The sequence below is a fragment of the Novosphingobium lentum NBRC 107847 genome, assembly GCF_001590965.1.
Taxonomy (GTDB): Bacteria; Pseudomonadota; Alphaproteobacteria; order Sphingomonadales; family Sphingomonadaceae; genus Novosphingobium; species Novosphingobium lentum.
Genome location: NZ_BCTW01000010.1, coordinates 159,601 through 186,192 on the forward strand (window position 1 = coordinate 159,601; position 26,592 = coordinate 186,192).

25 protein-coding genes are annotated in these 26,592 nt (G+C 67.2%); 11 read left to right on the forward strand and 14 right to left on the reverse strand.

The window, feature by feature from the left end:
• Positions 1 to 56: 56 nt before the first annotated feature.
• From NL2_RS10995 to NL2_RS11005, 3 genes are all read left to right on the forward strand, one after another.
• A complete protein-coding gene (locus NL2_RS10995; RefSeq protein WP_068074833.1) occupies positions 57 to 2,276 on the forward strand; it encodes a penicillin acylase family protein in 2,220 nt (739 codons plus the stop codon).
• Between the two features lie 193 nt (positions 2,277 to 2,469).
• Positions 2,470 to 5,337 (forward strand): M16 family metallopeptidase, encoded by a 2,868-nt coding sequence (locus NL2_RS11000; protein WP_068074836.1) that lies wholly within the window; start codon positions 2,470 to 2,472, stop codon positions 5,335 to 5,337.
• A gap of 31 nt (positions 5,338 to 5,368) precedes the next feature.
• Positions 5,369 to 5,668: a hypothetical protein gene (locus tag NL2_RS11005; RefSeq protein ID WP_068074840.1), complete on the forward strand. Its 300-nt coding sequence runs from the start codon at positions 5,369 to 5,371 to the stop codon at positions 5,666 to 5,668.
• 66 nt (positions 5,669 to 5,734) lie between these two features.
• Here NL2_RS11005 and gatB read toward each other — a convergent pair whose 3' ends face one another.
• The 6 genes from gatB to rpsU all read right to left on the reverse strand — a co-directional run bounded on the left by gatB (position 5,735) and on the right by rpsU (position 10,943).
• Positions 5,735 to 7,240: an Asp-tRNA(Asn)/Glu-tRNA(Gln) amidotransferase subunit GatB gene (gene gatB, locus NL2_RS11010; protein WP_068074844.1), complete on the reverse strand. Its 1,506-nt coding sequence runs from the start codon at positions 7,238 to 7,240 to the stop codon at positions 5,735 to 5,737.
• Between the two features lie 97 nt (positions 7,241 to 7,337).
• Positions 7,338 to 8,045, reverse strand: a complete 708-nt coding sequence (locus tag NL2_RS11015) for a hypothetical protein (RefSeq protein ID WP_068074847.1) — start codon at positions 8,043 to 8,045, stop codon at positions 7,338 to 7,340.
• 28 nt (positions 8,046 to 8,073) lie between these two features.
• Positions 8,074 to 9,561: an Asp-tRNA(Asn)/Glu-tRNA(Gln) amidotransferase subunit GatA gene (gene gatA, locus NL2_RS11020; RefSeq protein ID WP_068074850.1), complete on the reverse strand. Its 1,488-nt coding sequence runs from the start codon at positions 9,559 to 9,561 to the stop codon at positions 8,074 to 8,076.
• Between the two features lies 1 nt (position 9,562).
• The gene (gene gatC / locus NL2_RS11025) at positions 9,563 to 9,865 is read right to left on the reverse strand and encodes an Asp-tRNA(Asn)/Glu-tRNA(Gln) amidotransferase subunit GatC (protein WP_068074853.1); all 303 of its coding nucleotides are present in this window, start codon (positions 9,863 to 9,865) and stop codon (positions 9,563 to 9,565) included.
• A 98-nt stretch (positions 9,866 to 9,963) separates the two neighbouring features.
• A complete protein-coding gene (locus tag NL2_RS11030) occupies positions 9,964 to 10,551 on the reverse strand; it encodes an FKBP-type peptidyl-prolyl cis-trans isomerase (protein WP_068074856.1) in 588 nt (195 codons plus the stop codon).
• Between the two features lie 185 nt (positions 10,552 to 10,736).
• Positions 10,737 to 10,943 carry a 30S ribosomal protein S21 gene (rpsU, locus tag NL2_RS11035; RefSeq protein ID WP_068074860.1) on the reverse strand — a complete coding sequence of 69 codons (207 nt, stop codon included), beginning with the start codon at positions 10,941 to 10,943 and terminating at the stop codon, positions 10,737 to 10,739.
• Between the two features lie 267 nt (positions 10,944 to 11,210).
• On the opposite strand from rpsU, the gene crcB reads away from it, so the two are divergent.
• From crcB to NL2_RS11060, 5 genes are read left to right on the forward strand one after another with little or no spacing between them, the layout of a single operon-like run.
• Positions 11,211 to 11,630 (forward strand): fluoride efflux transporter CrcB, encoded by a 420-nt coding sequence (gene crcB / locus NL2_RS11040; protein WP_174522605.1) that lies wholly within the window; start codon positions 11,211 to 11,213, stop codon positions 11,628 to 11,630.
• An 11-nt stretch (positions 11,631 to 11,641) separates the two neighbouring features.
• Positions 11,642 to 13,012: an RluA family pseudouridine synthase gene (locus NL2_RS11045; RefSeq protein ID WP_068074980.1), complete on the forward strand. Its 1,371-nt coding sequence runs from the start codon at positions 11,642 to 11,644 to the stop codon at positions 13,010 to 13,012.
• Positions 13,012 to 13,695, forward strand: a complete 684-nt coding sequence (locus NL2_RS11050) for an HAD-IA family hydrolase (RefSeq protein ID WP_068074867.1) — start codon at positions 13,012 to 13,014, stop codon at positions 13,693 to 13,695. Before NL2_RS11045 ends, NL2_RS11050 begins: the two co-directional genes overlap by 1 nt.
• A complete protein-coding gene (locus tag NL2_RS11055) occupies positions 13,692 to 13,928 on the forward strand; it encodes a hypothetical protein (RefSeq protein WP_068074870.1) in 237 nt (78 codons plus the stop codon). The genes NL2_RS11050 and NL2_RS11055 overlap by 4 nt, the downstream gene beginning before the upstream one ends.
• Positions 13,929 to 13,935: 7 nt before the next feature.
• Positions 13,936 to 14,631, forward strand: a complete 696-nt coding sequence (locus NL2_RS11060) for an ATP12 family chaperone protein (protein WP_068074873.1) — start codon at positions 13,936 to 13,938, stop codon at positions 14,629 to 14,631.
• Positions 14,632 to 14,682: 51 nt separating this feature from the next.
• Here the strand turns inward: NL2_RS11060 and NL2_RS11065 are convergent, their stop codons facing one another.
• Positions 14,683 to 15,333, reverse strand: coding sequence for an RBBP9/YdeN family alpha/beta hydrolase (locus tag NL2_RS11065; RefSeq protein WP_084356034.1), 651 nt, complete (start codon positions 15,331 to 15,333; stop codon positions 14,683 to 14,685).
• Between the two features lie 170 nt (positions 15,334 to 15,503).
• Between NL2_RS11065 and NL2_RS11070 the strand changes: the two genes are divergently transcribed.
• Positions 15,504 to 15,797 carry a plasmid stabilization protein gene (locus NL2_RS11070; RefSeq protein ID WP_068074983.1) on the forward strand — a complete coding sequence of 98 codons (294 nt, stop codon included), beginning with the start codon at positions 15,504 to 15,506 and terminating at the stop codon, positions 15,795 to 15,797.
• Between the two features lie 4 nt (positions 15,798 to 15,801).
• On the opposite strand, the gene NL2_RS11075 is transcribed toward NL2_RS11070, so the two are convergent.
• From NL2_RS11075 to NL2_RS11090, 4 genes are read right to left on the reverse strand one after another with little or no spacing between them, the layout of a single operon-like run.
• Positions 15,802 to 16,377 carry an ABC-type transport auxiliary lipoprotein family protein gene (locus NL2_RS11075; protein ID WP_245647656.1) on the reverse strand — a complete coding sequence of 192 codons (576 nt, stop codon included), beginning with the start codon at positions 16,375 to 16,377 and terminating at the stop codon, positions 15,802 to 15,804.
• Positions 16,378 to 16,418: 41 nt separating this feature from the next.
• Positions 16,419 to 17,357 (reverse strand): MlaD family protein, encoded by a 939-nt coding sequence (locus tag NL2_RS11080; RefSeq protein WP_068074880.1) that lies wholly within the window; start codon positions 17,355 to 17,357, stop codon positions 16,419 to 16,421.
• Between the two features lie 16 nt (positions 17,358 to 17,373).
• Positions 17,374 to 18,411 carry an ABC transporter ATP-binding protein gene (locus NL2_RS11085; protein WP_084356035.1) on the reverse strand — a complete coding sequence of 346 codons (1,038 nt, stop codon included), beginning with the start codon at positions 18,409 to 18,411 and terminating at the stop codon, positions 17,374 to 17,376.
• On the reverse strand, positions 18,408 to 19,595 hold the full coding sequence (locus NL2_RS11090) for an ABC transporter permease (protein ID WP_084356036.1): 1,188 nt from the start codon (positions 19,593 to 19,595) through the stop codon (positions 18,408 to 18,410). The genes NL2_RS11085 and NL2_RS11090 overlap by 4 nt, the downstream gene beginning before the upstream one ends.
• 151 nt (positions 19,596 to 19,746) lie before the next feature.
• Between NL2_RS11090 and NL2_RS11095 the strand changes: the two genes are divergently transcribed.
• Both NL2_RS11095 and NL2_RS11100 read left to right on the forward strand, forming a co-directional pair.
• Complete coding sequence (locus tag NL2_RS11095; RefSeq protein WP_068074986.1) at positions 19,747 to 22,767, forward strand: valine--tRNA ligase; 3,021 nt, start codon at positions 19,747 to 19,749, stop codon at positions 22,765 to 22,767.
• 148 nt (positions 22,768 to 22,915) lie between these two features.
• Positions 22,916 to 23,662, forward strand: coding sequence for a 7-carboxy-7-deazaguanine synthase QueE (locus NL2_RS11100; RefSeq protein ID WP_068074886.1), 747 nt, complete (start codon positions 22,916 to 22,918; stop codon positions 23,660 to 23,662).
• A gap of 50 nt (positions 23,663 to 23,712) precedes the next feature.
• Here the strand turns inward: NL2_RS11100 and ssb are convergent, their stop codons facing one another.
• The 3 genes from ssb to NL2_RS11115 form a co-directional block, all read right to left on the reverse strand.
• Positions 23,713 to 24,279 (reverse strand): single-stranded DNA-binding protein, encoded by a 567-nt coding sequence (gene ssb, locus NL2_RS11105; protein ID WP_068074889.1) that lies wholly within the window; start codon positions 24,277 to 24,279, stop codon positions 23,713 to 23,715.
• 100 nt (positions 24,280 to 24,379) lie between these two features.
• Positions 24,380 to 26,239, reverse strand: coding sequence for a ferrous iron transporter B (feoB, locus tag NL2_RS11110; protein ID WP_068074892.1), 1,860 nt, complete (start codon positions 26,237 to 26,239; stop codon positions 24,380 to 24,382).
• A 36-nt stretch (positions 26,240 to 26,275) separates the two neighbouring features.
• Positions 26,276 to 26,569 (reverse strand): FeoA family protein, encoded by a 294-nt coding sequence (locus NL2_RS11115; RefSeq protein ID WP_439646891.1) that lies wholly within the window; start codon positions 26,567 to 26,569, stop codon positions 26,276 to 26,278.
• Positions 26,570 to 26,592 lie beyond the last annotated feature (23 nt).

A 26,592-nucleotide genomic window follows, 5' to 3' on the forward strand; every position in this document is an offset into this window, starting at 1 on the left:
CTTTGCGTCGTTGCGCGGCATCGGCTAACGTGCGGGTCAGGCGGGAGATTTTCTGGATGGCGCGCAATTGGGTGGGACGGGTCGGCTGGACGATCCTGGCTGTGGTCCTGCTGCTGCTTCTGGTCCTGCTCAACTGGGAGGCGCTGAGCGCGCGCGCCGGCCCGCCGCCACCACCCCACGCCTATCGCGCCGACATCACGCGCGACGAATGGGGCGTTCCGCACATCCACGGGCGCACCGATCCCGATGTCGCCTTCGGCATTGCCTGGGCGCATGCGGAGGACGATTTTTCCACGTTGCAGGATGTGCTGGCGATGACCCGTGGCCGCTATGGCGCGATCGCCGGGCAGGACGGTGCCAAGGTCGATTACGTCTACCACCTGCTCGACGCGCGCGGCACGGCGGAGCGGCACTATGCCGCGCTGCCCGCCGACGTGCGCGCGCTGCTCGATGGCTATGCCAGCGGGATGAACCGTTATGCCGCCAGCCATCCGGGCGAAGTGAAGCTGGCCAGGCTGTTTCCGGTCAACGGCATGGACATCGCCACCGGGTTCGTGTTGCGCCAGCCGTTCTTCTTCGGGCTGGACCACACTGTCGGGCCGCTGGTGGCGGGCGATCCGCTGCCCGACGATGGTGGTCCGCGATTGGACGGCAAGCCGCAGCCCGATTACGCGCACGGCGGCGGCGACCTGATCCCGCAACCCGGCCTGCCCGTGCAGACCACGCCCGGCCCGCTGCCGCTGGGCGAAGATGGCGCGCTCGCCGGATCGAACGCCTTTGCCATTGCGCCCGCCAAGTCGGACGATGGCGTCACCCGACTGGTGTCCAATGCCCACCAGCCATGGCGCGGCGGCACCGCATGGTACGAGCTGGTGGTGCAGAGCGACGCCGGCTGGCACATGGCCGGGGCGACGTTCCCCGGCATGCCGATCGTGGCGCTGGGCCACAACGATACGCTGGGCTGGACCAACACCGTCAACCGCCCGGACCTGACCGACGTGTACCGGCTGACGCTCGACAAGGCGGGTACGCACTACCGCATGGACGGCAAATGGCTGCCGCTCGAACGCCATACCGTGATCCTGCCGGTGCGGTTCGGTCCGCTGGAACTGCCGATCCTCAAAACGGTGTGGCGATCGGTGCATGGCCCGGTGGTGATCAACGCACGCGGCGCGTTCGCCTTCCGCTATGCCGGGATCGACAGCATCGCCAACGTCACCGAATACTACCGGCTCAACCGCGCGCGCAATCTGGCCGAATGGCAGGCGGCGTTGCGGCTGCAGGGCGTGCCATCGACCAATTTTCTTTACGCCGATGCGGCGGGCAACATCGCCGATTACTACAACGCCGGGTTCCCGTTGCGCAAACCGGGGCAGAACTGGCGCGGCGTGCTGCCGGGTGATCGCAGCGACCTGATCTGGCACGCAAAGGCCCCGTTCGATGCCAGCCCGCACTACCTCAACCCTGCTTCAGGTTACCTCTACAACGCCAACAACACCCCGTTCCGCGCTGCGGGATCGAGCGATCTTGACCCTGCGCGGACCGACCCGGTGCTCGGCGTGGAACTGGACCAGACCAACCGGTCGATCCGCGCTGCCAAGCTGCTGGCCGAACCCGGTCCGATCGGTCGCGCCCGGCTTGAGGCGATCAAGTACGACACCGGGTACGAGCGCGAGGGCTATGTCGCGTGGATGCTCGATGCCATCGCCCGGCTCGACTTGCGCGACAATCAACAGTTGCAGGAAGCACAGGCCCTGCTCGCGCGGTGGGACTTGCGCGCCGATGGCCGCAACCCCGCCGATGCGCTGGCGGTGATGGTGCTGAAGGACGCGATGAAGGCCAGTTACAACCACACCCCGCCGCCCGATCCGCGCGCGTTGCTCGCCTTTGCCAGCGGGCACTTGCGCGCACATTTCGGCCGGATCGACCCGCCGCTGGGCGATGTCGAGCGGGTGCGGCAGGGCAGGGTCGACCTGGGCATGGACGGCGGCGGCGACACGCTGCGCGCCGCCACCAGCTATAACATCGATCCCGACGACGGCCGCCTGCTGATCAAGCACGGCGACAGTTTCGTGATGTTCATGGAATGGCCCAAGGGCGGCGCGGTGAAATCGGAATCGATCCAGCCGTTCGGCGCGGCGACCACCCGGCCCACCAGCGCGCACTTTGCCGATCAGGCCGCGTTGTTCGTGGCGCACCGGCTCAAGCCTGTCCACTTCACCGCCGCCGACATCGCGGCCCATGCCGTTCGTCGATATGTGGTGTCCACTGACTAGCGCAACCGTTCGCTTTCGCTACAACCGAAACCAGTTTCGCTCTTGCCGCCCGTTGAAGCGCGTTCGATCTTGTCACCCAAGCCCGCTCATCCTGAGCTTGTCGAAGGATGCTCGCTACGCCCGGGGCCGAGTTGGACGCACATGCTTAGACAGGCTCGGCATGAACGGGGATTGTGAAAAGGGACTTTCCTGCATGCGCCGCATCCACGCCGTTTCGATTGCCGTCCTTGCCGCCGTTTCGCTGTCGGCAGCCTCGCCCGCTTCGGCCAAGGCGAGCGCATCCGCTGCCACCCGCCCCGCCCCGCTTGCCGATCTGGTCAAGGCGGTGGACATCCCGTTCGAGACGTTCACCCTGCCCAACGGCCTCACCACCATCGTCCACACCGATCGCAAGGCGCCGATCGTGGGGGTGACGGTGTACTATCGCGTCGGATCGAAGAACGAGCCCAAGGGCAAGACCGGCTTTGCCCACTTGTACGAACACCTGTTCTTCGGCGGATCGGAGAACGTGCCCAATTTCGACGTGCCGCTGGAAGCCGCCGGGTCGACCGCGACCAACGGCAGCACGTGGTACGATCGCACCAACTATGTCGAAACCGTGCCCACCGGAGCGCTTCCGCTGGCGCTGTTCATGGAAAGCGATCGCATGGGCCACCTGCTCGGCGCGGTGAACCAGGACAAGCTCGACAAGCAGCGCGGCGTTGTCCAGAACGAAAAGCGGCAGGGCGATAACGAGCCTTATGGCCTGGTCGAATACGCGATCGGCGAAGGGCTCTTCCCCGTGGGCCACCCCTATCGCCACGCCACCATCGGATCGATGACCGATCTCGACGCGGCAAGCCTGGCCGATGTGCGCCAGTGGTTCACCGATCACTACGGCCCCAACAACGTCGTGCTGGCGCTGGCCGGCGACATCGATGTCGCCACCGCCAAACCGCTGGTGGCCAGGTGGTTCGGCGACATTCCGCGCGGGCCTGCGGTGGGCAAGGTGTCCGCGCCGCGCGTCGATCTGCCCGCACCGGTCAAGCGCGAGATGGCCGACCAGGTCGCCACCACCCGGCTCTATCGCGCGTGGTCGGGCCCGGCGCTCGACGATGCCGACCGGCTGGCGCTCGACATCGGCATGTCGGTGCTGGGCGGGCTGTCGAGCTCGCGGCTCGACAACGCGCTGGTGCGCACCGAACAGCTCGCGGTGGCGGTCAGCGCGGAACTGCAGCCGTTCGAACAGGCCAGCTTCGTGCAAGTACAGATGGACGTGAAGCCGGGCGTCGGCCGCGCGAAAGCCGAGGCCCGGCTCGACGCGCTGCTGACCGATTTCATCGACAAGGGCCCCAGCGCGGACGAAGTGCAGCGCGCGGCCACATCGTACATCGCCGCCAAGATCGGCGCGCTGGAGCAGGTCGGCGGCTTTTCCGGCAAGGGCGCGCAGCTGGCCGAAGGGCTGCTCTATTCTGGCGACGCGGCGCGCTACAAGGCCAACCTCGCCACCGTGGCAGCGCTGACCCCGGCGCGCGTGCGCGCGGCGATGCAGCACTGGCTCAAGCGCCCGGTCTATCAGCTGACGGTCACGCCCGGCACGCGCACCGAAAAGGGCGAGACTATGGGCGGCTGGGGCGACGAAAGCGCCACCGCCGCGGTGCCCAAGCCCACGCCCGTGCCGATGGCCGCGATCGCGCCGGGACCCAAGCGCGATACCCCGCCGGTCACCCCGGTGGGCGATCTGGTGCTGCCCACGGTCGAGCATGCGACGCTGTCGAACGGCATCAAGGTCTCGCTCGCGCGCCGCACCGCAGTGCCCAAGGTGCTGATGACGCTGGACTTCAACGCGGGCTATGCCGCCGATCCCAAGGCGGCGCTGGGCACCCAGTCGCTGATGCTGGGCCTGCTCGACGAAGGCACGTCCACGCGCAATTCGATCCAGATCGCCGAAGAGCAGGAGCGGCTCGGCGCCACGATCTCCGCCAACGCCTCGCTCGACGCGAGTTCGATCACGCTCGATGCGCTGAAGGCCAACCTCGCGCCCAGCCTGTCGCTGATGGCCGACATCGTGCGCAACCCCGCGTTCGCGCCCGGCGAAGTGGCGCGGCTGCGCGACCAGCGGCTGGCCGAGATTGCGCAAGCCGAAGCCTCGCCGTTTTCGCTGGTGCGCCTGAACCTAAACCCGCTGATCTACGGGCCGGGGCATCCGTACGGCGTGCCGTCGAACGGGCTGGGCAGCAAGGCGGCGGTGGCCGCGCTCGATCCCGCCGCGTTGCGCGCCGCGCACGACCTGTGGCTGCGCCCGGACCTGGCCACGATCACCGTGGTCGGCGACGTGACCATGAGCGAGTTGACCCCGCTGCTCGAACAGGCGTTCGGCGGCTGGAAGGCCCCGGCAACGCCCGCGCCGACCAAGGACCTCGCCGCCCCCATCCCCACCCCGCGCCCGCGCATCGTGGTGATCGACCGGCCCAATTCGCCACAGTCGGTGATCGCGGCAGGCAAGGCGCTGCCTGTCACCGGATCGAGCACCGACGTCAGCCTCGATCTTGCCAACGAGGTCCTCGGCAACGATTTCCTCTCGCGGCTCAATCTCGACCTGCGCGAGGACAAGGGCTGGTCGTATGGCGTGTCGAGCGCGGTCGCGCGGCTGAAAGGCCCACGCACGTTCACCGTCGCCGCGCCGGTACAGTCCGACAAGACCGGCGAATCGCTGAAACTGCTGATCGCCGACATGAAGGCCTTCCCAGCGAGCAAGCCGGTCGAGCCGGTCGAACTCAACCGCGTGACCGACGGCAACATCCGCGGGCTGCCCAACAACTTCGAGACCGACGCCGAACTGCTCAACGCGCTGGTGGTCAACCAGCGGCTGGGTCGGCCGGACGATTACTACGCCACGCTCGCCACGCGCTATCGCGCGGTGGATGCAAAGGCGCTCGATGCCGCCGCGACCAAGTATCTCCAGCCCGATGGCCTGGTGTTCCTGGTGGTGGGCGATCGCAAGGTGATCGATCCGCAGATCGCCGGGCTGGGCCTGCCGATCGAATATCTCGCGGTTGACAACGGCACGGCCAAGCCCTGACTAGCACGCACAACCGTTTGAGGAGAGAACCATGGCCGTTGCCGGAACTTATGACTGCGTGACCAAGACCCCGATGGGCGACCAGTCCAGCAAGTTCACCGTGACCGTCGATGGCGACCGCTTCACCGGCAGCAACGTCGGCGCGATGGGATCGATGGACGTCGAGGACGGCCATGTCAGCGGCAACACGCTGACCTGGACGATGACCATGACCGTGCCCATGCCGATGAAGCTGGAAGGCACGGCGACTGTCGACGGCGATGCGCTGAACGGCACGGTCAAGGCCGGCGCGTTCGGCAGCTTCGCGATGACGGGCACGCGGGCAGGGTAAGCATCCAGGTTCGCACCAGTCGGGGCTGCAGGCAGGGATCGAAACCCCGCCCGCCCCGACATCCCTTCACCCCAGCTTCGCCTTCACCACCTGGTTGACCAGTTGCGGGTTGCCCTTGCCCTGCATCGCCTTCATCGTCTGGCCGACGAAGAAGCCGAACAGCGCCTCCTTGCCGCCACGATACTGTTCGACCTTGTCGGCATTGGCGGCGAGCACGGCGTCGACGGCCGTTTCGATCGCGCCGGTATCGCTGGTCTGCTTCAGGCCCTCGCGTTCGACGATCACGCCCGCCGCGTCGCCGGTTTCGAGCATCTTTTCGAACACCTGCTTGGCAATGCTGCCCGAGATCGTGCCGTCGCCCACCAGCCCCAGCAGCTCTGCCGCCTGCACCGGGCTGACCGGCGAGGTTTCCAGCGTCTTGCCTAGGCGGTTCAGCGCGCCGAACAGTTCGGACATCAGCCAGTTGCCCGCCTGCTTGGCAACGTCGGCCTCGGGCTTGCCGGTGCGCTTGGCGGTTTCCGCCAGCAGCACCTCGAACCAGCGCGCGGTCTCGGCCTCTGCCGTCAGCACCGCCGCATTGTAGGGCGACAGGCCCAGTTCGGTTTCATAGCGGCGCAGCTTGGCGTCGGGCAGTTCGGGCAGGCTCGCGCGGCATTCGGCGAGGAACGCGTCGTCGAGCACCAGCGGCAGCAGATCGGGATCGGGGAAATAGCGGTAATCGTGCGCGTCTTCCTTGCTGCGCATCGACCGGGTGGTGCCGGTGTCGGGATCGAACAGGCGGGTTTCCTGCACGATCCGGCCGCCGCCCTCGATCACGTCGACCTGGCGGTTGGCCTCATGCTCGATCGTGGCCATGACGAAGCGCACCGAGTTGACGTTCTTGGTCTCGGTCCGCGTGCCGAGTTCCCCGCCCGGCTTGCGCACGCTGACGTTGACGTCGGCGCGCATCGAGCCTTCTTCCATGTTGCCGTCACACGATCCGACATAGCGCAGGATCGTGCGCAGCTTGCGGACATAGGCCCCGGCTTCGGCGGGCGAGCGCATGTCAGGGCGGCTGACGATTTCCATCAGCGCCACGCCGCAGCGGTTGAGATCGACGTAGGACATCGTCGGGTGCTGATCGTGCATCAGCTTGCCCGCGTCCTGTTCGACATGGATGCGCTCCACGCCGATGCGCTTGGTCGATCCTTCGGGGTCTTTCTCGTCCAGCACGATGTCGATCGCGCCTTCGCCCACCAGCGGATGGTACAGCTGGCTGATCTGGTAGCCCTGCGGCAGATCGGCGTAGAAGTAGTTCTTGCGATCGAACCGCGACCACGCGTTGATCTGCGCGTCGATCGCCATGCCGGTGCGCACCGCCTGCCGGATGCATTCACGGTTGGGCACGGGCAACATGCCCGGCATCGCTGCGTCGATCAGCGACACTTGCGCGTTGGGCTCCGCCCCGAACTTCGTCGATGCGCCCGAAAACAGCTTGGACGCGCTGGTAACCTGCGCGTGCACTTCGAGGCCGATCACGACCTCCCATTCGCCGGTGGCGCCGTGGATGCGATAGGCTGTTTCGGTTGTCACGATAATCTCTGCCGGTGATGGGTGTGGTTCCACGCGCCAACTACGCTGTCCGCGAACGACCTGCAATGGACTGCGAAACGGTGCCGGTGATCGGCGGTCATGCCGGCGTCGCTGGCGGTATCGCCAGCTGGGTCAGCCGGGCGTGGAGTGCCTGTGCTTCGGCCAGAGCGGCCGGGGCGAGCGAAAAGGGCACGCTCTGCTTGGCGGATGTGCGCGCGGTGCTGGGCCGACCTGCATAAAGTTGCGTGCCGAGCAGGTCCTGGTCGCCGGCAATCGCAGCGAACACGCGCTCGACGTTGTCCGGATTGGTGCAAAATGGTGCGAAGGCCGTTCCGAAGCGCGCGTTCACGCGCGCCACGACTGCGCCGAAATCGGCGGTCGCCTGCTCGCTGGTGGCGATCACGACGCGATCCGCCAGCGTTTCCACCACGCGGTAGAACGCCAGCCACCGGCGCAACTCGTGGTTCTCGTCGATCGCGGGCAGGACGAACTTGAGGCTGCGCAGCGCCTCTGCCGGATCGCGGATCAGCACGACGACCGGCAGGCCGCGCCGCACCGCGCCGATCACTTGCGCTTCGACGTGGAGGTGATGCGCGAGCCGCACCGGCTGCGGTTGCGCCGAGCGGAAGGCGACCACTGACCAGGTGTTGGCCGACCGCGCGAATCCCTCGATCACCAGCTCGGTGTCCGGCGCCAGCGCGCAGTGGCGGTTCTGCCGGGGTCCGAACCGGCGATAGGCCGGGAGGAACAGCCGTGGATAGGGCGCCAACCGATCGCGCAGCAGCCGTCGCCACGAGCGGGCCATGCGAATTATCGCAAGGTCCGGCGACGGATCACCACCATCGCTCCGGCTTGGCGGTGAACCCGGCGCGGCTTTCGATCGCCAGCCCGGCGTTAAGCACGCCCTGTTCGTCGAACGGGCGGCCGATGATCTGCAGGCCGAGCGGCAGGCCCTCGCGGTTGAGCCCGGCGGGGACGGACATCGCGGGCAGGCCCGCCAGGCTGGCGGGCACCGCGAATACGTCGTTGAGGTACATCGACAGCGGATCGGCGGTCTTGTCGCCCAGCGCGAACGCGGCGCTGGGGGCGGTGGGCGCGAGGATCACGTCGCACTGCTGGAAGGCCTGCTCGAAATCGCGGGCGATCAGCGCGCGAACCTTCTGCGCCTGGGTGTAATAGGCGTCGTAGAACCCTGCCGAGAGCACATAGGTGCCGATCAGGATGCGGCGCTTGACCTCTGCCCCGAACCCGGCGGCGCGGGTCGCGGCGTACATGTCCTGCAGCCCCGCGCCTTCAGGCAGATCGCGCAAGCCGTAACGCACGCCATCATAGCGCGCGAGGTTGGACGAGGCTTCGGCGGGCGCGATGATGTAGTAGGCGGGCAGCGCGTACCTGGTGTGCGGCAGGTTGATATCGACCACTTCGGCGCCCGCATCCTTGAGCCAGGCGATGCCGTCGTCCCAGCTTTTGGCGACATCGGCGTCCATCCCGTCCATGCGGTATTCGCGCGGGATGCCGACTTTCTTGCCGCGCATGTCGGGGCTGAGCCCGGCTTCCCACGCGGGCACCGCCATATCGAGGCTGGTCGAATCCTTGGCGTCGAACCCGGCCATCGCCTCGAGCATGATCGCGCAGTCGCGCACGTCGCGCGCCATCGGCCCGGCCTGGTCGAGGCTGGAGGCGAACGCCACGATGCCCCAGCGCGAGCAGCGGCCGTAAGTCGGCTTGATCCCCGAAATGCCGGTGAACGCGGCGGGCTGGCGGATCGATCCGCCGGTGTCGGTGCCGGTCGCCGCCGGGCACAGCCGCGCCGAGACGGCCGAGGAACTGCCGCCCGATGATCCGCCGGGAGCCAGACTGGCATTGCCGCCATCATTGCGCCGCCACGGGGACACGACGTTGCCGAAATAGCTCGTCTCATTCGACGACCCCATCGCGAACTGGTCGAGATTCAGCTTGCCCAGCATGCCCGCGCCCGCATCCCACAGCTTTTGCGAAACAGTGCTTTCGTACGGCGGGATGAAGCCTTCGAGGATGTGGCTGGCCGCCGTGGTTTGCGTGCCGGCAGTGGCGAACAGGTCCTTCATGCCGATCGGCACGCCGCCCAGCTTGCCCAGCGGCTTGTTCGCGGCGCGCGCCTTGTCGGTCTTCGCGGCGGCGTCGAGCGCCTTGTCCGGCGTGGCGACGATGAACGCGTTGAGCGCGGCTTGCGCGGCGGCGACGTTGGCGTTGAACGCCGTGGCGACTTCGACGGCGGTGAAGCTGCCAGCGGCCACGCCGTCGCGGATCGCGGCCACGCCGAGTTCGGTGAGGTCGGTCATGTTACTCGATCACCTTGGGCACGCCGAAAAAGCCGTGTTCGTTGGCGGGCGCATTGGCGAGGACTTTGTCGCGCAAGTTGCCGCCGGTCAGCGGATCGGCGTTCACCTTGTCGTCGCGCAGGCGCAGCGTGTTGGGGATGACTGCGGTCATCGGCTCGATGCCGGTCACGTCGACCTCGGCCAGTTGTTCGACCCAGTCGAGGATGGAATTGAGTTCGGGCACCATCGCCGCGACTTCGCCCTCGCTCAGCTTGATGCGAGCCAGCGCGGCGATCTTGGCGACCGTGGCGGTATCGACCGACATGGCAAAATCTCTTTGAAAGCGAAGGGACGCCGCGCGCTAGCATTGCGCACGGCGTCCTTCAAGGGAACGCAGGCAGGTGTGGGCCGGGACCGGTCGGGTCAGGGATGACCCGGCATCGGCGGCACATCGGGACCGGCCGGACCGGCACCAGGACCGCCGGGGCCACCCGGACCGCCTGGCCCACCCGGTATTCCGCCACGGCTTTGCATCTGCATCTGCTGCATCGCCTTCAACTGCGCGCCGTTCATGTAGTCGAGCAGTTCGACGTCGAACACCAGATCGCTGTTGCCGGGGATGACCACTTCGCCGGTCTGGCGGTTGGTTTGCGGCTGCGGCCCGTAGCCAAGGTTGGCGGGGATATCGAGGCGGTACTTGCCACCGCGCTTCATCTTTTCCAGCCCTTGCGCAAAGCCGGGAACGACCGCTTCCAGCGGGATCGCGACTTTGTCACCCCGGTCGAATTCCTTGCCGCTGGCAAGGTGGCCGACATAGTTCACCAGCACCACGTCCTGGCGCGTGGGCGATTCGCCGGTGCCAGGCTTCAGCGTGTGGACCACCAGCCCCTGGTAGCGCGCGGCATAGGCAAGGCCGAGCGCAAGCAGGAGCGCGACGGCCACGCCGATCCATATCTTGGTGAGCGAACCCTTTTCGATGGGCTGCAGCGGAACGCGCGTGATCTCGGACATGGGTTCCCCCCGGAAGACTATCTGTCGCTAACGTGAACTATCGGTCGCAAATCTCTTGAGCCATCAATCCGGCGGACGTGCAAAGGGCGCCGGAAGCTCCAGCGCCCTGATGGCCCAGCCGGGCCGATGCGGCAAGTGGGTTCCGCGCGAGCATCTGCGCGCAAATCCCGCTTGCCTGCCGTGTTCTATTTCCCGCCGTCGCGTTCCAGACGCTTGCGCTCCAGCTTGCGGGCGCGGCGTACGGCAGCGGCCTTTTCACGGGCGCGCTTTTCCGACGGCTTCTCGTAGTGACGGCGCAGCTTCATCTCGCGATACACGCCTTCGCGCTGCAGCTTCTTCTTGAGCGCGCGCAGGGCCTGGTCGACATTATTGTCGCGGACGAGAATTTGCATAAACCGACGTACCTCATTGCACAGATGAGAACCCGCCTGCCTGCGGGAAACACCCTGATTCGCTGAAAACAAAAACGAGGCCGAATCCCGAAAGGATCGGCTCGAACCGGCGGGCGGCTAGCAAAGTGTGGGGACAATGGCAAGCGCGCTTGGCCAAAACTGGGCCGTTACCGGGCCGGGATGCACCCATTGCGCGTCCGGGGCAAGCGGCGCGGCGCTGCAGCGGGGCCCTTTCCCGATGCACCAACCCCGGCTAAGGCTCCGGCGATGAACCCGTCCTCCCCCCCATCGGTCACCATGCTGGCCGCCACGTTGCTGGTTGCGCTGGGCGGTGCGACCGGTGCCGTCCTGCGCTATCACGGCGGGCGGCTGATCGGCGCAGCTGTCGGCCTGTCCAACCCGTTTCCGTGGCCGACGCTGGCGATCAACGTGTTCGGCAGCTTTGCCATGGGCCTGCTGGCCGGCTGGCTCGCGCGATACAGCGCCGGCGGCGAAAGCTGGCGGCTGCTGCTGGGCGTGGGTGTGCTGGGCGGCTTCACCACGTTTTCCGCCTTCAGCCTCGAAGTCGTGATGCTGGCGCAAAAGGGCCAGATCGCGCTCGCAGCGGCTTACGCCACCGGATCGGTGATAGCGGGCGCGACGGGCCTCATGGCCGGGCTGATGATCATGCGCGGGGCGACGATATGAAAGACCGCGACATGACCGACCGGTCCCCGCCTGCCGCGCCCCGCGTTGCCAAGGGCAAGTCCGCGTCCGACGACGTGCGCCAGTTCACGGTCAAGGCCGACGACCATGACATCCGGCTCGACCGGTGGTTCAAGCGCAACCTGCCGCAGATCGGCTTTGCCATGGTCTCGCGCTGGGCGCGCACCGGGCAGCTCAGGATCGACGGCAAGCGCGCCGATCCCGCCGACCATGTAATGAAGGGCCAGGTGCTGCGCATCCCGCCGGGTGGCGATGCCCCGCCGGGGCTCAAGCAGGGCAAGGTCCGCAAGATCCTCACGCCTGAGCAGATCGAGCAGGCCGAGGCGATGGTGCTGGAAAAGGACCGCGCCGCGATCATCCTCAACAAGCCGCCCGGCTTGGCCACGCAAGGCGGCAGCGGCACGTACGAGCATGTCGACGGGCTGCTCGATGCGTTCGTGGGCGACAGCGAACCGCGTCCGCGGCTGGTCCACCGGTTGGACAAGGACACCTCGGGCGTGCTGCTGATCGCGCGCACCCCGGGCAGCGCGGCGTTCTTTGCCAAGCGGTTTTCGGGCCGTACCGCGCGCAAGGTGTACTGGGCGCTGGTGGTCGGCGTGCCGTCGATCAACGATGGCCTGATCGAGCTGCCGCTGGCCAAGCAGCCGGGCACCGGCGGCGAGAAGATGATGGTCGACGAAAGCGAGCACGGCCAGTCGGCCCGCACGCGTTATCGCGTGGTCGATCGCGCGGGCAACAGCGCCGCCTGGGTCGAACTGCAGCCGATGACCGGGCGCACGCACCAGCTGCGTGTGCACATGGCGGCGATCGGCCACCCGATCGTGGGCGACGGCAAGTACGGCGGGGCCGAGGCGTTCCTGACCGGCACGATCAGCCGCAAGATGCACCTGCACGCCCGCCGCCTGCGCATCGACCATCCCGAGGGCGATTTCATCGACGTGACCGCGCCGCTGCCGCCGCACTTCGCGGCGAGCCTGGCGCAGCTGGGCTTCAGCGAGGAGGACGGCGACTTCCCGCTCGAGCCGGTCAAGGTCGTGCCCGAGAAGACCACGCAGAAGCTGGCGGCCAAGGCGTATGCCAAGCAGTACCGCAAGGAACGGCGCGGCGAGCGGCGCAAGCGCAGCGAAGGCCCGGCAGCGAAAGGCCACTCCGCGCCACGCGGGATCGACGCGCCCGAAAAGGCGGCGGGCGGGAAGCCCGGCAGGTCGGCCCGTCCCGCTGCTGGCAAACCCGCATCGGGTAGCGCGAAGACCACCCGCCCCAGCCCGGGCAAACCCGGCGCCAAGACTGCCGGACCTGCCACCAAGCGTGCACCGGTGCGCCGCGCCCCGGCAAAGGCCCCGCCGAAAGGCCCTGCCCGCTGATGCCGCCGGCCGTGCGATCGAGCCGCCCGCGCCTCGCCCTGTTCGATTGCGACGGCACGCTGGTCGACAGCCAGGCCGATATCTGCGCGGCGATGGACGAGGCGTTTGCGGTGCATGGCCTCGCCGCGCCCGAACGGCACGACACGCGGCGCATCGTCGGGCTGTCGCTGCACGAGGCGATGCGGCGGCTGCACCCTGCGGGCGAGGACGCCACCCATGGCGCGCTGGCGGAAAGCTATCGCCAGGCGTTTCGCGACCGCCGCAGCGCGGGTTCGCTGACCGAACCGCTGTATGACGGCATCGCCGCGCTGATCGCCGATCTGGCCGCCGAGGGCTGGCTGCTCGGCGTCGCCACCGGCAAGTCCGACCGGGGGCTGACGCACTGTCTGGCCACACACGGGCTGACCGATCATTTCGTCACGCTGCAGACCGCCGACCGCCACCCGTCGAAGCCGCACCCGTCGATGATCGAGGCCGCGCTCGCCGCCACCGGGGTGCTGCCAGGCGACACGGCGATGATCGGCGACACTGCCTATGACATGGAAATGGCGCGCAATGCCGGCGTGCGCGCGTTCGGCGTCAGCTGGGGCTATCACGAACCGAGCGAACTGGTTCACGCCGGCGCCGAAGCGGTGGCCGACACGATCGACGATCTGCGCGCGCTGCTGAGGACAATGGCATGACCGATCCTGATACCACCAAGCCGGGCGATCCCGCCGTCGCGCGTTTCGCGGTGCTGCAGCTGATCCGGCTGTCCGGCGCGGCGCTGGTGCTGATCGGCGTGCTGATCCTGTCGGGCAAGTTCACGCCGCTGGCGTTCGTTCCGCCCGTCGCCGGTTATGCGATCGCGGCCATCGGCATGGTCGAGTTCTTCTGGGTGCCGCTGCTGTTGGCGCGCGCGTGGCGCAGCAAGTAGGCCGCCGATGAAGCGCTTTTATCGCGAGGCCGGCGTCGCCGAGGCGTTTGGCGGCTGGCAGGTCACGCTCGATGGGCGGGCGATCAAGACCGTGTCCGCGCGCCCGCAACGCCTGCCGACGCGTGCGCTGGCCGAGGCGCTGGCCGCCGAATGGGCGGACCAGGGCGAGCAGATCGATCCGGCGCGGTTCGTGCTGCGCGACTTTGCCGATTTCGCGATCGATGTCGTGGCGCAGGATCGCGCCGAGACCATCGGAGCATTGCTGGCCTACGGCGAAACCGACACGCTGTGCTACCGCGCCGAGCCGGACGAGCCGCTGGCCGTGCGCCAGCGCGCCGTGTGGGAGCCGCTGCTCACCGCCGCCGAAACCGGGCTGGGCGTGGAATTCGTGCGCGTGGCGGGCATTCTTCATCGCCCGCAACCCGACGCCACGCTCAGTGCCTTGCGCACAGTGCTTGAAGGCCTGTCGGACTTCGACCTGGCCGCGTTGCGCACCTCGGCCAACCTCGCCGCCTCGCTGGTGATCGGGCTGGCAAGCCTCGATCCGCAAGCCGATGCCGCAGCGCTGTGGGACGCGGCCAACCTCGAGGAAGACTGGCAGGCCGAACTGTGGGGCTGGGATGCCGAGGCACAGGCGCGGCGAGCGCACCGGCTGGCGATTTTCACCGCCGCCGCGCGCTTCGCCGGCCTGGCCCGGCCCTGATCCTGTCGCCAACGCCTTGCCGCCAGGGAAACGGCCGGCGCGGGCTGCGGTTCAGGCCTCTATAGACAAGCCGTGCGGCGCGATGGCCGGCGGCGGATTGGCGCGCAGGGCCTGCACCCTGCGCGAGAACGAGGACAACAGCAGCTGGCCGTCCCGCCACTCGCCCAGCCCGGCTTCGGTGTTGATGTGCCCCGCCTCGCCCGCATCGACGAACCGGCTGCCCCAGAAATGGGCCAGGCGTTCGGTCCGTTCGAACGCGGCGTAAGGATCGTCGCGGCTGGCGACCACGATCGAGGGAAACGGCAGCGGTCCCAGCGGGGTGGGTGCAAACGGATAAAGCCGGCTGTCGCGCGCCACGCCATCGACTTCGGGCGGGGCGACCAGCAGCGCGCCGATCACCGGATCGGCCCAGGCGGGCTGCTCGTAATGCGCCCACCACGCCACCGTCAGGCAGCCCAGGCTGTGCGCGACCAGGATCACCGGGCGCCGCTCCATTTCGGTGGCGCGGTGGATCGCAAGGTTCAGCCGGTTGACCCACAGGTTGCGATTGGGCTTGTCCCACTCGCCCATTTCAACCCGGCGGACATCGCCGTTGCCATGCTCTTCCCACAGGCTCTGCCAGTGGGCCGGGCCGCTTCCGTCGAGCCCCGGAACGGTCAGCACCAGCGGCGATTGCGCGTGAATGGAGGAAGCTAGAGCCATGATCGAACTCCTTGTGCAGTGGCCTCAGACAATAACTCCACTCATTTGATAGACAATAGGCTTGCGCCATGGCGGGGCTTTATTTCGACCAGTTGAAATCCGTGCAGCAGGCCGCCGGAACCCAGCGCCCGCCGGAGTTTTCCAAGATCAGGAAAGCAAAGGAGAATGCCATGCCACGCGGTGACAAGGACGCTTATACCGACAAGCAGAAACGCACGGCCCGCCACATCGAGGAAGGCTACGAGAATCGCGGCGTGGGCCAGGAGGAGGCCGAACGCCGCGCCTGGGCCACGGTCAATGCCAAGACCGGCGGTGGCAAGAAGTCGGGCTCGGGCCGGGGCAAGCCCGAAAACCACGCCCCGGCGCGCAAGGGCGGCCGCATCGGCGGCAAAGCGCAGTCGGCCGAGCAACGCTCCGCCGCCGCGAAAAAGGGCTGGGAAACGCGGCGGAAGAAGGCGGGTTAGGCTGTCACCCTACCCAGTCGGCGACCTGCCCCGCCACGGTGTTGGCCGCCTGGTTCAGCGCCGGGCCGACCACCTCGGGCTTGGCTTCGATCCCGCTGACGGTGCTTTCGAACCGCTTGGTCTCAACCCGCCCGCCGGGGCCTTCCTTGACCGCATCGAACCGCACCACGGCCGACGAGGTCGCCTTGTCGTAGCCCATGTCGATCAGGTGGCCGGACAGGCGCAGCCCGCCCATGCCGGGATCGGCTTCGACCACCAGCCGCGTGCCGCGCCCGCGCAATGTTTCGGCGATCAGGTGCTGGAACAACCGCGCCGGGCGGGCGACCCACAGCGCCTTCTGCAGATAGGCCACGCTGCTGGGATCGACCTGCACCGGCACGCGCAGCACGTCGAGCCGCTGGTCGGCGGTGGGTTCAAGCACCACGATCGCGTTCGCATACGTGCCGCTGGAGGTCGCTCCGGCGGCGGCGGGGTGATCGGGGGTCAGGTTGAACAGCGTCGGCGGCGGCTTGGCCCCGAAGCTGACACAGCCGCCAAGCGACAGCGCCAGCAGCGGCGCGGCGAGAAGGAGTTTGCGCATCGTCAGTGTTGCCCCGTTCATGGCCCGAAGTGTCGCCCGATTCATGGCTTGTAGTCCGGCAGTTTCGGTCCGCCGACCAGTCCGCCCACGCCGCGATCGTTGATCTTGTCGGTCACCGCGCGCAGCGACCGCGTGGTCGCCTGCAGATCGCGGATCGCCGCTTCGGCAGCGGGCAGCGTGCGGTCGTTGAGCTGGCGCGCGGCGGGACGGGCATCGCCCAGCGTGGCTTTCAGCTCATCAGCGGCGGCCTGTGCCGATTTCAGCGTGGTCGAAAGCTGCGCCGCCAGACCGTTGCCTTCCTTGTTGATCATGTCGTCGGCAGAGCCTGCCAGTTTCTGGAAGCTGGCCAGCGTGTAGTTGGCCTGCCGCAGCGTGGATTGCAGTTCGGCCAGCGTGCGCTTCACGTCGGGGGTCGCCTGCGCCAGATCGCCGGTCATCTTGTCGGTATGGGCAAGGATGTCCTCGAGGCTTTTCTGGTTCTTGTCCGACAGCAGCAGCGTCATGCGCTCGGTCAGCGTGGCCAGTCGTTCGAGCAGCAGCGGTGCGTTGCTGAGCAGTTCGCCCAGCCCGCCGCGCTTGGTCGGGATCACCGGCACCCCGTCGGGGCCGGGTTCGGCAATCGGCGGCGCACCCTTGACCGCGCCTTCGAGCTGGATCGTCGAAACGCCGGTGAAGCTGCCCTGCAGCGTGGCGGTGGTGCCCTGCAGGATCGGGATCTTCTCATCCACCTTGATTCGCACGCGCACGAATTCCGGGTCCTTGGGCCACAGCTCGATTTCCTTGACCTGCCCGGCCGGCACGCCCGAAAACGCGACTTCCGATCCCTTGGCCAAGCCATCGACCGACTGCTTGAAGAAGATGTCATAGGCGTTCTGCTCGCCCTGGTTGAGGCGCGCGATCCAGATCACGAGCGCGGCAAGCCCGGCCATCAGGATCAGGGTGACCGCACCCACCCAGATATGATTTGCCCGCGTTTCCATCGTCCGCCCCTGCTTCCTATTCGCCGTCGTCGGCGGACTTGTCCGCCGCAACGCCACTATCCGACTTTTCGGTGTCCGAATTGTCGGTGCCCGAACTGTCGGTGTCCGAAGTATCGGTATCTGAAATTTGCGTGTCCGTCGCGGTATCGGGCACAGCAACGCCTGCCTTTGCCGAACGATCCCCGGGAGCGGCGCGGCCCTTGGCCTCGGCACGATCCTGGCTGTCGCGGGCGGCGCGGCCGCGCGGGCCGTTGAAGTATTCCTGGATCCACGGATGATCGGTGGCCAGCAGTTCGGGGATCGTCCCCACCGCGATCACCTTGCGGTCGGCGATCACCGCCACCCGGTCGCAGATTTCGTACAGCGTATCGAGATCGTGGGTGATCAGAAACACCGTGAGGTCGAGCGTCTGCTGCAGTTCCGCGATCAGCGCGTCGAACGCCGCAGCACCGATCGGATCGAGCCCGGCGGTCGGCTCATCGAGGAACAGCAGTTCCGGATCGAGCGCCAGCGCGCGCGCCAGCCCGGCACGTTTGCGCATCCCGCCCGAAAGCTCGGACGGGAACTTGCCGGTCGCATCCGCCGGCAGCCCCGACATCACCACTTTGTAGCGCGCAATCTCATGGCGCAGCTCGTCGTGGATCTCGGGGAAGAATTCGAGCAGCGGCACTTCGACGTTCTCGCCCACCGTCAGCGTGGAGAACAATGCGCCGCCCTGGAACAGGATGCCCCAGCGCGACCGGATGTCGATGTCATCGTCGTCGGTCGCGTCGGTGATCGACCGGCCGAGCACCTCGATCGTGCCCTCCTGGGGGATCTGCAACCCGATGATCGAGCGCATCAGCACCGACTTGCCCGTGCCCGATCCGCCGACCACGCCGATGATCTCGCCGCGCCGCACGTCAAGGTCGAGCCCTTCGTGGATCACGTTGCTGCCGAACACATTCTTCAGCCCGCGCACGCGGATCGGGAACTCACCCTCGAACGGCTCGGGAATGGGGTTGAGCTTTTCTTCCTGGCGCACCAGGTCGGCGGCTTGCGCGGTTTCGGTCATCCCCACCCAACATTGGTAAAGAACACCGCGAAGAACGCATCGAGCACGATCACCATGAAAATCGCCATGACCACCGCCGAAGTGGTGCGCAGGCCGACTTCCTCGGCATTGCCCTTCACCTGCATGCCCTGGTAGCAGCCCGATACGGCGATGATCAGCCCGAACACCGGCGCCTTGATCACCCCCACCCACACATCGTGCAGCGGCACCACTTCCTGAATGCGCGACAGGAAGCTCAGGAACGGGATGCCCAGCGTCAGCGTGGACAGGAACGCGCCGCCGATGATCGCCACCGCCGAGGCATAGATGCCCAGCAGCGGCATCATGATCACCGCCGCCATGATCCGCGGAATCACCAGCGCCTCCATCGGCGAGACGCCGATCGTGCGCATCGCGTCGACTTCCTCGGTCAGCTTCATTGTGCCGATCTGCGCCGCGAACGCCGAACCCGATCGGCCCGCGACCATGATCGCGGTCATCAGCACGCCCAGCTCGCGCAAGGTCAGCCGGCCGACGAGATTGACGGTGTAGATTTCCGCGCCGAACTGGCGCAGCTGCACCGCGCCCTGCTGCGCGATGACGATGCCGATGAGGAAGCTCATCAGCCCGATGATCGGCAGCGAGGATACGCCGACCAGCTCCATCTGCCGCACCAGCGCTTTCTGCCGGAACCGGCGCGGATGCTGGATGATCGCGCCGATTGACACCACCACCTGGCCCAGGAACCCCAGCACCAGCAGCGACCCGGTGCCCAGTTCCGCCATCAGTTCGCCCACCCGCGCGGGCACGCGTTCCAGCACCGGCAGGCGTTCCGCCCGGATGCGCGTGGTGTTGCCCTCGGACTGGCCGACCGCGTCGATCAGGCGTTGCGCGGCATCGCCGCAGTTGACGATCTTGGCGCCGTGCTGCTGTGCCAGCCGCCACGCGGTCCACGCGCCGACGGTGTCGATCTGCTCCACTTGCGAAAGGTCGATCGTGGCGATCGGTTCGTCCAGCGCGCGCAGGCGGCGATCGAGCAGCCCGACCGACGACACCACCATCGGCCCGCTGAAGGTCAGCGTCACGCCCCCAGTGCTGCCGACCGCGCTGTCGGCTGCGCCATCGGCCCGGCCTTCGGCCCCGGCGCCACCGGCAGACTCTGGCCCCTCGCCGGGCGTTGTGGTGAAATCAGCTAAAGCCCGCATGATCCGGCTTCATGGGCGAAAATACGTGGCCCGACAAGTGTGTAAGCCGCGATCGGGGGTGGCCACCGAAGCGCGTTGCGGTGCGCCGCATGACGCGAACCTGCCCCTGCCCGCTTGCCTGCAAACCGGCGGGCTGGCAAAGCGCCGCCCCATGACCGAAGACAAAACGCCCGACCAGACCGCACCGCAGCCTGCGCCCGAGGGCCAACTCGCCAAAACCTTCGAGCCCGCCGCGATCGAGGCGCGCTGGTACGCGCACTGGGAACAGAGCGGGCTGTTCCGCCCCGCCCGGCCCGACGCCGTGCCATTCACCATCGTCAATCCCCCGCCCAACGTCACGGGCAGCCTGCACATCGGCCACGCCCTGGACAACACGCTGCAGGACATCGTGATCCGGTATGAACGGCTGCGCGGCAAGGATGCGCTGTGGGTGGTGGGCACCGATCACGCGGGCATTGCCACGCAGATGGTCGTCGAACGCCAGCTTGAGGCCCGGCAGGACAAGCGCACCAACTACACGCGCGAGCAGTTCATCGACAAAGTTTGGGAATGGAAAGCGGAAAGCGGCGGCACCATCACCGGCCAGCTGCGGCGGCTGGGCTGTTCGATGGACTGGAGCCGCGAACAGTTCACCATGGACCCGCACTTCACCACGGCGGTGGTCAAGGTGTTCGTGGACCTGTACAATCAGGGGCTGATCTATCGCGACAAGCGGCTGGTCAACTGGGATCCCAAACTGAAGACCGCGATCAGCGACCTCGAGGTCGAGACGCGCGAGATCAAGGGTTCGTTCTGGCACTTCCGCTATCCGCTGGCCGACGGGATCACGCTGGCAAACGGCGCCGACCACATCGTCGTCGCCACCACCCGGCCCGAGACGATGCTGGCCGACATGGCGGTGGCGGTGAACGCCGACGATCCGCGCTACCAGTCGGTCATCGGGAAGTTCATCGAACAGCCGATCACCGGGCGCCGCATTCCGATCGTGGCCGATGAACACGCCGATCCCGAACTGGGATCGGGCGCGGTCAAGATCACCCCGGGCCACGATTTCAACGACTTCGAGGTGGGCAAGCGCGCCGGATTCAAGCCCGCCGACATGCTCAACATGTTCGATGCCGAGGCGAAAGTGGTGCAGACCAGCGACGGCCTGATCCCGGCGGACTTCGTCGGCATCGACCGCTTCGATGCGCGGGCGCAGGTGGTTGCGCAGATGAAGGCGCTGGGCCGGCTCGTCACGTTTTCGGTGACCGCCAAGGACGGCGAAGTCACCGAAAAGGACGCCGAGGACCGCACGATCCAGACCCCGTTCGGCGATCGCGGCGGCGTGGTGATCGAGCCGTGGCTGACCGACCAGTGGTACGTCGATGCCGCGACTTTGGCGCAACCGCCGCTGCAGGCCGTGCGCGACGGGCGCATCGAGATCGTGCCCAAAACCTGGGAGAAAACGTTCTTCAACTGGATGGAGAACATCCAGCCGTGGTGTGTCTCACGGCAGTTGTGGTGGGGGCATCGGATACCGGCTTGGTATGGGTTTGATCTGCGACCCGACGATAGTGGAACGAACGGTAAGACCTGGGTAGGTCATCCCGATGAATGCACGGTATTCGTTGCAACGACATTCGACGATGCAAAGGCTCAAGCCGAGGCATTCCTGAAGCAAATCGGTGACGACCACTCGGAAATCATCGAGGCTGCCGACAAGGCTGAGGCCATCGAGCAGTGGAACGACATTCAGCGGCCGATTTATTCAATCTGGCAGGATTCAGACGTCCTCGACACCTGGTTTTCCTCAGCTCTCTGGCCGTTCGCGACGTTGGGCTGGCCACAATCCTCCCCATCGACTTGCGATGGGGAGGGGGACCGCGCCGCAGGCGTGGTGGAGGGGCACTCTACGCAAGCCGCCCCTCCGTCATCGCTTCGCGCTGCCACCTCCCCATCGCAAGTCGATGGAGAGAATCTGCTCGCGCGCCATTATCCCAATGACTTGCTGATTTCCGGGTTCGACATCCTGTTCTTCTGGGACGCGCGGATGGCGATGCAGGGGATGCATTTCATGCGAGATCAAAACGGAGAGGGGGTGCCGCCGTGGAAGCGGTTGTACCTCCACGGTCTTGTCCGCGCCGCCGATGGCCAGAAAATGTCCAAGTCCAAGGGCAACGTGGTCGATCCGCTGGTCCTGATCGACCAGTTCGGCGCCGATGCCCTGCGCTTTTTCATGGCCGCGATGGAGAGCCAGGGCCGCGACGTAAAAATGGACGAGCGCCGCGTCGAAGGCTATCGCAACTTTGCAACAAAGCTTTGGAATGCCGCGAGATTTTGCCAGTCCAACGGCATTTCCGCGAGCAGCACACTGGCCGCACCTGACGCCACGCTGGCGGTCAACAAGTGGATCATCGGCGAGGTGGTCGATACGCTGGCCGAGCTGGACAAGGCCATGGCCGACTTGCGCTTCGACGCGGCTGCCAACGCGATCTACCATTTCGTCTGGGACCAGTTCTGCGACTGGTACATCGAACTGATCAAGGGTGCGTTCGATGACGAGACCAAGGCCGTCGCCGGGTGGGTGCTCGACCAGATCCTGGTGATGCTGCACCCGTTCATGCCGTTCGTGACCGAGGAGCTGTGGCATGCGCTTGGCGAGCGGGACAGCGAGCTGATCGTGGCGCGGTGGCCCGAGCCGGGTGCGGCGGTGGATGCTGCGGCGAAGGTCGAGGTCGAGTGGCTGATCTCGCTGGTCGGCAACTTGCGCGGCGCGAAAGCCGAACTCGGGATCGCGCCCGGCGCGAAGCTTGAAGCCTACTTGCCCGAGCCGAGCGAGGCGACCCGCGCGATCATCTCTCGCAACACCGGCGCGATCGATCGGCTGGCGCGGCTGTCGGCCATCCACTTCGCGCCCGCACCCGACGGTGCCGCGATGCAGGTCGGCGCAGGCGATGCAAACCTGATCGTGCCGCTGGACGGCGTGATCGACATCGCCGCCGAAAAAGCCCGTCTGACCAAGGCCCTCGCCACCTCCGAAAAGGAGCGCGACAACATCGCCAAGCGGCTCGACAATCCCGCGTTCGTCGAGAAGGCCAAGCCCGAGGCGATCGACAAGGCGCGCGCCGACCATGCCGGCCATGCCGCCGAAGCGACACGGCTCGCGGCGGCGCTGGCGCGGTTGGGGTGATCCTTCGAGACGCGCCTTCGGGACGCCGCTGCGCGGCTCCTCAACCGCTCCTCAGGATGAGCGGAAATTGCGCAAAAACCGCTCATCCTGAGGAGCGGGCGGGACTGAGCTTGTCGAAGGCCCGTCCGCGTCTCGAAGGACGCGTCGGATGCCACTGATCCTCGCCACCACCACCCCCGGCGAGCCAGAGATTTTCGCCTCGCTGCAAGGCGAAGGCCCGTCCGCCGGGCGGCCGTCGGTGTTCGTGCGGTTGTCGCGGTGCAACTTGGCCTGCACATGGTGCGACACCGCGTACACATGGCGCTTTACCGGGGATAACCGGCCGCATCGTGACGGCGTGGACTTCGAGCGCGCCGCGAACCAGCTTGGGCTGGACGAAGCCGATGTCGCGGAGCGCATCCTGTCGCTTGGGCAGGACCGGCTGGTGGTGACCGGCGGCGAACCGCTGTTGCAGGCCCAAGCGCTGGCGCGGCTGATCGCGCTGCTGAAAGCGGCGCGGCCCGCGCTGCATGTCGAGATCGAGACCAACGGCACCGTCGCGCCCGGCCCCGCGCTCGATCCGCTGGTGGACCAGTACAACGTCAGCCCCAAGCTGGCGCATTCGGGCAACGCGGCGCAGCTTGCGCTGCTGCCCGAGCGGCTGGCCGCGTTCGCCGCCGATCCGCGCGCGTGGTTCAAGTTCGTGGTGGCCGCGCCCGGCGACCTGGCCGAAGTGGCGGCGCTGCAGCAGCGCTACGCCATACCCGCAGCGCGGCTGTTCGTGATGCCCGAAGGGATCGACAGCGCCACCTTGCGGGAACGCGAACGCTGGCTGGCAGATGAAGCGCTGGCGCGCGGCTGGCGGCTGTCAGACCGGCTGCATATCCACCTGTACGGGGATACGCGGGGGACTTGAGACGCGACGCGCCAATTTTTTAAGGTTAGGCTATTTGACCCCGTGAAACCTCAGAACGGAATATCGTCGTCGAGGTCGTCCGAGAATCCGCCGCCGCCGCCGCCGCCGCCGCCCGACGATCCGCCGCCGCCCTTGTTCCAGCCGCCGCCCGAAGCGCCGCCACCGGCCGCGCCGCCGCGTGATCCGCCGCTGGAGCCGCCTTCATTCCAGCCGCCCGAACGCTGGCCACCGCCGCCACCGGCACCCGCACCCGCGCCGCCAGCGCCCGGTGCGCCGTCGAGCATGGTCAGCACGCCGTTCATGCCGACCGAGATTTCGGTGGTGTAGCGATCGTTGCCCGACTGGTCCTGCCACTTGCGCGTGCGCAGCTGGCCTTCGATGTAGACTTTGCTGCCCTTGCGCAGAAAGCGTTCGGCGACGCCGACCAGCCCTTCGGACTGGAGCACGACGCTATGCCACTCGGTACGCTCCTTGCGCTCTCCGGTGGCCTTGTCCTTCCAGTTTTCGGACGTCGCGATCCGCAGGTTGGCGATGCGACCGCCGTTCTGGAAGCTTTTGACTTCTACATCCTGGCCGAGATTTCCGACCAGGATGACCTTGTTGACGCTGCCTGCCATTGATTCGTGTCCTGTTGAATATCGAGACGTGGCCTAACCAATGCGCAACGGCAGGGCGAGTCCGGCCCGGCCATTTGCCCACAGCTACCCCGTCCCCAAGCTAGCCAAGCCCGAGCGCCATCGCGGTCCAGTAGGTCAGGCCCGCCGCCACGTATGCCAGCAAGAACAGGTAGGCCAGCATGAAGCCCGGCCATTTCCACCCGTTGGTTTCGCGCCGCGCCACCGCGATGGTCGAAAGGCACTGCGGCGCGAACACGAACCACGCCAGGAACGCCAGCGCGGTGGGCAGGCTCCAGTGCGACTTGAGCTGCGCGCCGAGCTGCCGGGCCACGGCGTTCTCGTCGGGGTTGGACACCGCATACGTCGTGGCGAGCGAGCTCACCGCCACTTCGCGCGCGGCCATCGCCGGGATCAGCGCCAGTGCGATGTCGCGGTTGAAGCCGATCGGCTCGATCACGACGGCGAGGCCATTGGCCAAGTGCCCGGCGATCGAGGCATCGACCTGGTCCTGCCCCGGCGCGGCGCGCGGGAAGTTGAGCAGCAGCCACAGCACCACGGTGACGGTAAAGATCATCGTGCCCGCGCGGCGCAGGAATATCCACGCGCGCTGGAACAGCCCGAGCGCCAGATCCTTGACCGTGGGCAGCTGGTACTTGGGCAGTTCCATGATGAAGCCGCTGGCCGCGCCTTTGGTGATCGATCGGCGCAGCACCATCGCCACCGCCATCGCTCCGACCACGCCGAACAGGTACAGCCCCAGCAGGACAAGGCCCTGCAGGCCGATCAGCCCCCCCGGCCCGACCGGGCGGTTGGGGATGAACGCCGCGATGATCACGGCATAGACCGGCAGGCGGGCCGAACAGGTCATCAGCGGGGCGATCAGGATCGTGGTCAGCCGGTCCTTGGGATCGGCGATGCTCCGCGTGGCCATGATGCCGGGAATGGCGCAGGCAAAGCTCGACAGCAGCGGGATGAAGCTGCGCCCCGAAAGGCCGACCGACGCCATCAGCCGGTCCATCAGGAACGCGGCGCGCGCCATGTAGCCGGTCGCCTCCATCGTCAGGATGAAGAAGAACAGGATCAGGATCTGCGGCAGGAACACGATGACCGAGCCGACACCGGCAAGGATGCCGTCGGTCAGCAGGTCGCGCGGCAGGCCGGCGGGCAGTTGCGCGCGGGCAAAATCCTCGAGCGCGGTGACGATGGCGGTCAGGCCATCGGCGAACGGCGCGGCGCCGCTGAACACCGCCTGGAACACCAGGAACAGCAGCGCCAGCAGGATCGGCGGACCCAGCCACGGGTGCAGCAACACGCGGTCCATCCGCGCATGGAGGCGATGCCGCTTGGTTTCGGACAGGATCGCGCCGTCAGCGATGGCGTGGGCGAGCATGCGGCGCTCGGGCCCGTTGACGTGCGGGCGCGGTTCGACCGGCGCGCCGGTGCGTCCGCGCGCTTCGGCGATCGCGGCGGCGAGTTCGGTCAGGCCACGGCGGCGCACCGCCACGGTCGGAATCACCGCCACGCCCAGCGCCTGCTGCAGCGCCATCGCATCGAGCACCAGCCCGTCGCGTTCGGCCAGATCCACCATGTTGAGCGCGACCACGGTGGGCCGGCCCAGCTCGATCACTTCCTGCGCGAACACCAGGTGCTGTTCGAGGTTGGAGGCATCGAGCACCAGGACCAGCACTTCGGGCTGCCCCTGCCCGGGCTGTTCGCCCATGATGACCTTGCGGGTCACTTCCTCGTCCGGGCTGGTGGGCGACAGGCCGTAACTGCCGGGAAGATCGACCAGTTCCACCGGCTCGCCCGAGGGCAGCAGCATGCGCCCGGCTTTGCGCTCCACCGTGACGCCGGGATAGTTGGCGATCTTCTGGCGCGCGCCGGTGAGCGCGTTGAACAGCGCGCTTTTGCCCGCATTGGGGTTGCCGACCAGCGCGGCGATGCAGATGCCCCGGGTCATGCCAAAGAAATCGTCATGGTCATGCGGCGGGCCCAGTCATGCTGTGGGTTCGTCGACCGGCGCTTCGACTTGCATGGCGCGGGCGTGGACGCGGCGCAGCGCCACGGTCATCCGCCCGACCTCGATCGCCAGCGGATCGCGACCGGCCAGCACGCCGCGATAGGCCAGCCGCACTTTGGCGCCGGTATCGATGCCCAGCGCGCGCAGCCGCTGCCCTTCCTCGGGCACGAGCGCTGTCCAGTCGACCGCGGTGATCCGCGCAAGCTGGCCAAGGGGGATCTGGTCGAGCGTCACGACCACGGCGCTGCCACACTCACGGCCTTTTTGCAACTAGTTCGCAATAACGTTTTCGC

Coding starts and splice junctions, on each gene's coding strand:
- feoB (WP_068074892.1), bottom strand. CDS start 26,239: ATGACCCGGGGCATCTGCATCGCCGCGCTGGTCGGCAACCCCAATGCG.
- NL2_RS11090 (WP_084356036.1), bottom strand. CDS start 19,595: ATGCGGGCTTTAGCTGATTTCACCACAACGCCCGGCGAGGGGCCAGAG.
- NL2_RS11030 (WP_068074856.1), bottom strand. CDS start 10,551: ATGTCCGAGATCACGCGCGTTCCGCTGCAGCCCATCGAAAAGGGTTCG.
- NL2_RS11000 (WP_068074836.1), top strand. CDS start 2,470: ATGCGCCGCATCCACGCCGTTTCGATTGCCGTCCTTGCCGCCGTTTCG.
- NL2_RS11095 (WP_068074986.1), top strand. CDS start 19,747: ATGACCGAAGACAAAACGCCCGACCAGACCGCACCGCAGCCTGCGCCC.
- NL2_RS11100 (WP_068074886.1), top strand. CDS start 22,916: ATGCCACTGATCCTCGCCACCACCACCCCCGGCGAGCCAGAGATTTTC.
- NL2_RS11050 (WP_068074867.1), top strand. CDS start 13,012: ATGCCGCCGGCCGTGCGATCGAGCCGCCCGCGCCTCGCCCTGTTCGAT.
- NL2_RS11080 (WP_068074880.1), bottom strand. CDS start 17,357: ATGGAAACGCGGGCAAATCATATCTGGGTGGGTGCGGTCACCCTGATC.
- NL2_RS11015 (WP_068074847.1), bottom strand. CDS start 8,045: ATGGCCCGCTCGTGGCGACGGCTGCTGCGCGATCGGTTGGCGCCCTAT.
- NL2_RS11065 (WP_084356034.1), bottom strand. CDS start 15,333: ATGGCTCTAGCTTCCTCCATTCACGCGCAATCGCCGCTGGTGCTGACC.
- gatC (WP_068074853.1), bottom strand. CDS start 9,865: ATGTCGGTCGATACCGCCACGGTCGCCAAGATCGCCGCGCTGGCTCGC.
- crcB (WP_174522605.1), top strand. CDS start 11,211: ATGAACCCGTCCTCCCCCCCATCGGTCACCATGCTGGCCGCCACGTTG.
- gatA (WP_068074850.1), bottom strand. CDS start 9,561: ATGACCGACCTCACCGAACTCGGCGTGGCCGCGATCCGCGACGGCGTG.
- NL2_RS11085 (WP_084356035.1), bottom strand. CDS start 18,411: ATGACCGAAACCGCGCAAGCCGCCGACCTGGTGCGCCAGGAAGAAAAG.
- NL2_RS11045 (WP_068074980.1), top strand. CDS start 11,642: ATGACCGACCGGTCCCCGCCTGCCGCGCCCCGCGTTGCCAAGGGCAAG.
- NL2_RS11005 (WP_068074840.1), top strand. CDS start 5,369: ATGGCCGTTGCCGGAACTTATGACTGCGTGACCAAGACCCCGATGGGC.
- rpsU (WP_068074860.1), bottom strand. CDS start 10,943: ATGCAAATTCTCGTCCGCGACAATAATGTCGACCAGGCCCTGCGCGCG.
- NL2_RS11055 (WP_068074870.1), top strand. CDS start 13,692: ATGACCGATCCTGATACCACCAAGCCGGGCGATCCCGCCGTCGCGCGT.
- NL2_RS11060 (WP_068074873.1), top strand. CDS start 13,936: ATGAAGCGCTTTTATCGCGAGGCCGGCGTCGCCGAGGCGTTTGGCGGC.
- NL2_RS11070 (WP_068074983.1), top strand. CDS start 15,504: ATGCCACGCGGTGACAAGGACGCTTATACCGACAAGCAGAAACGCACG.
- NL2_RS10995 (WP_068074833.1), top strand. CDS start 57: ATGGCGCGCAATTGGGTGGGACGGGTCGGCTGGACGATCCTGGCTGTG.
- NL2_RS11075 (WP_245647656.1), bottom strand. CDS start 16,377: ATGCGCAAACTCCTTCTCGCCGCGCCGCTGCTGGCGCTGTCGCTTGGC.
- ssb (WP_068074889.1), bottom strand. CDS start 24,279: ATGGCAGGCAGCGTCAACAAGGTCATCCTGGTCGGAAATCTCGGCCAG.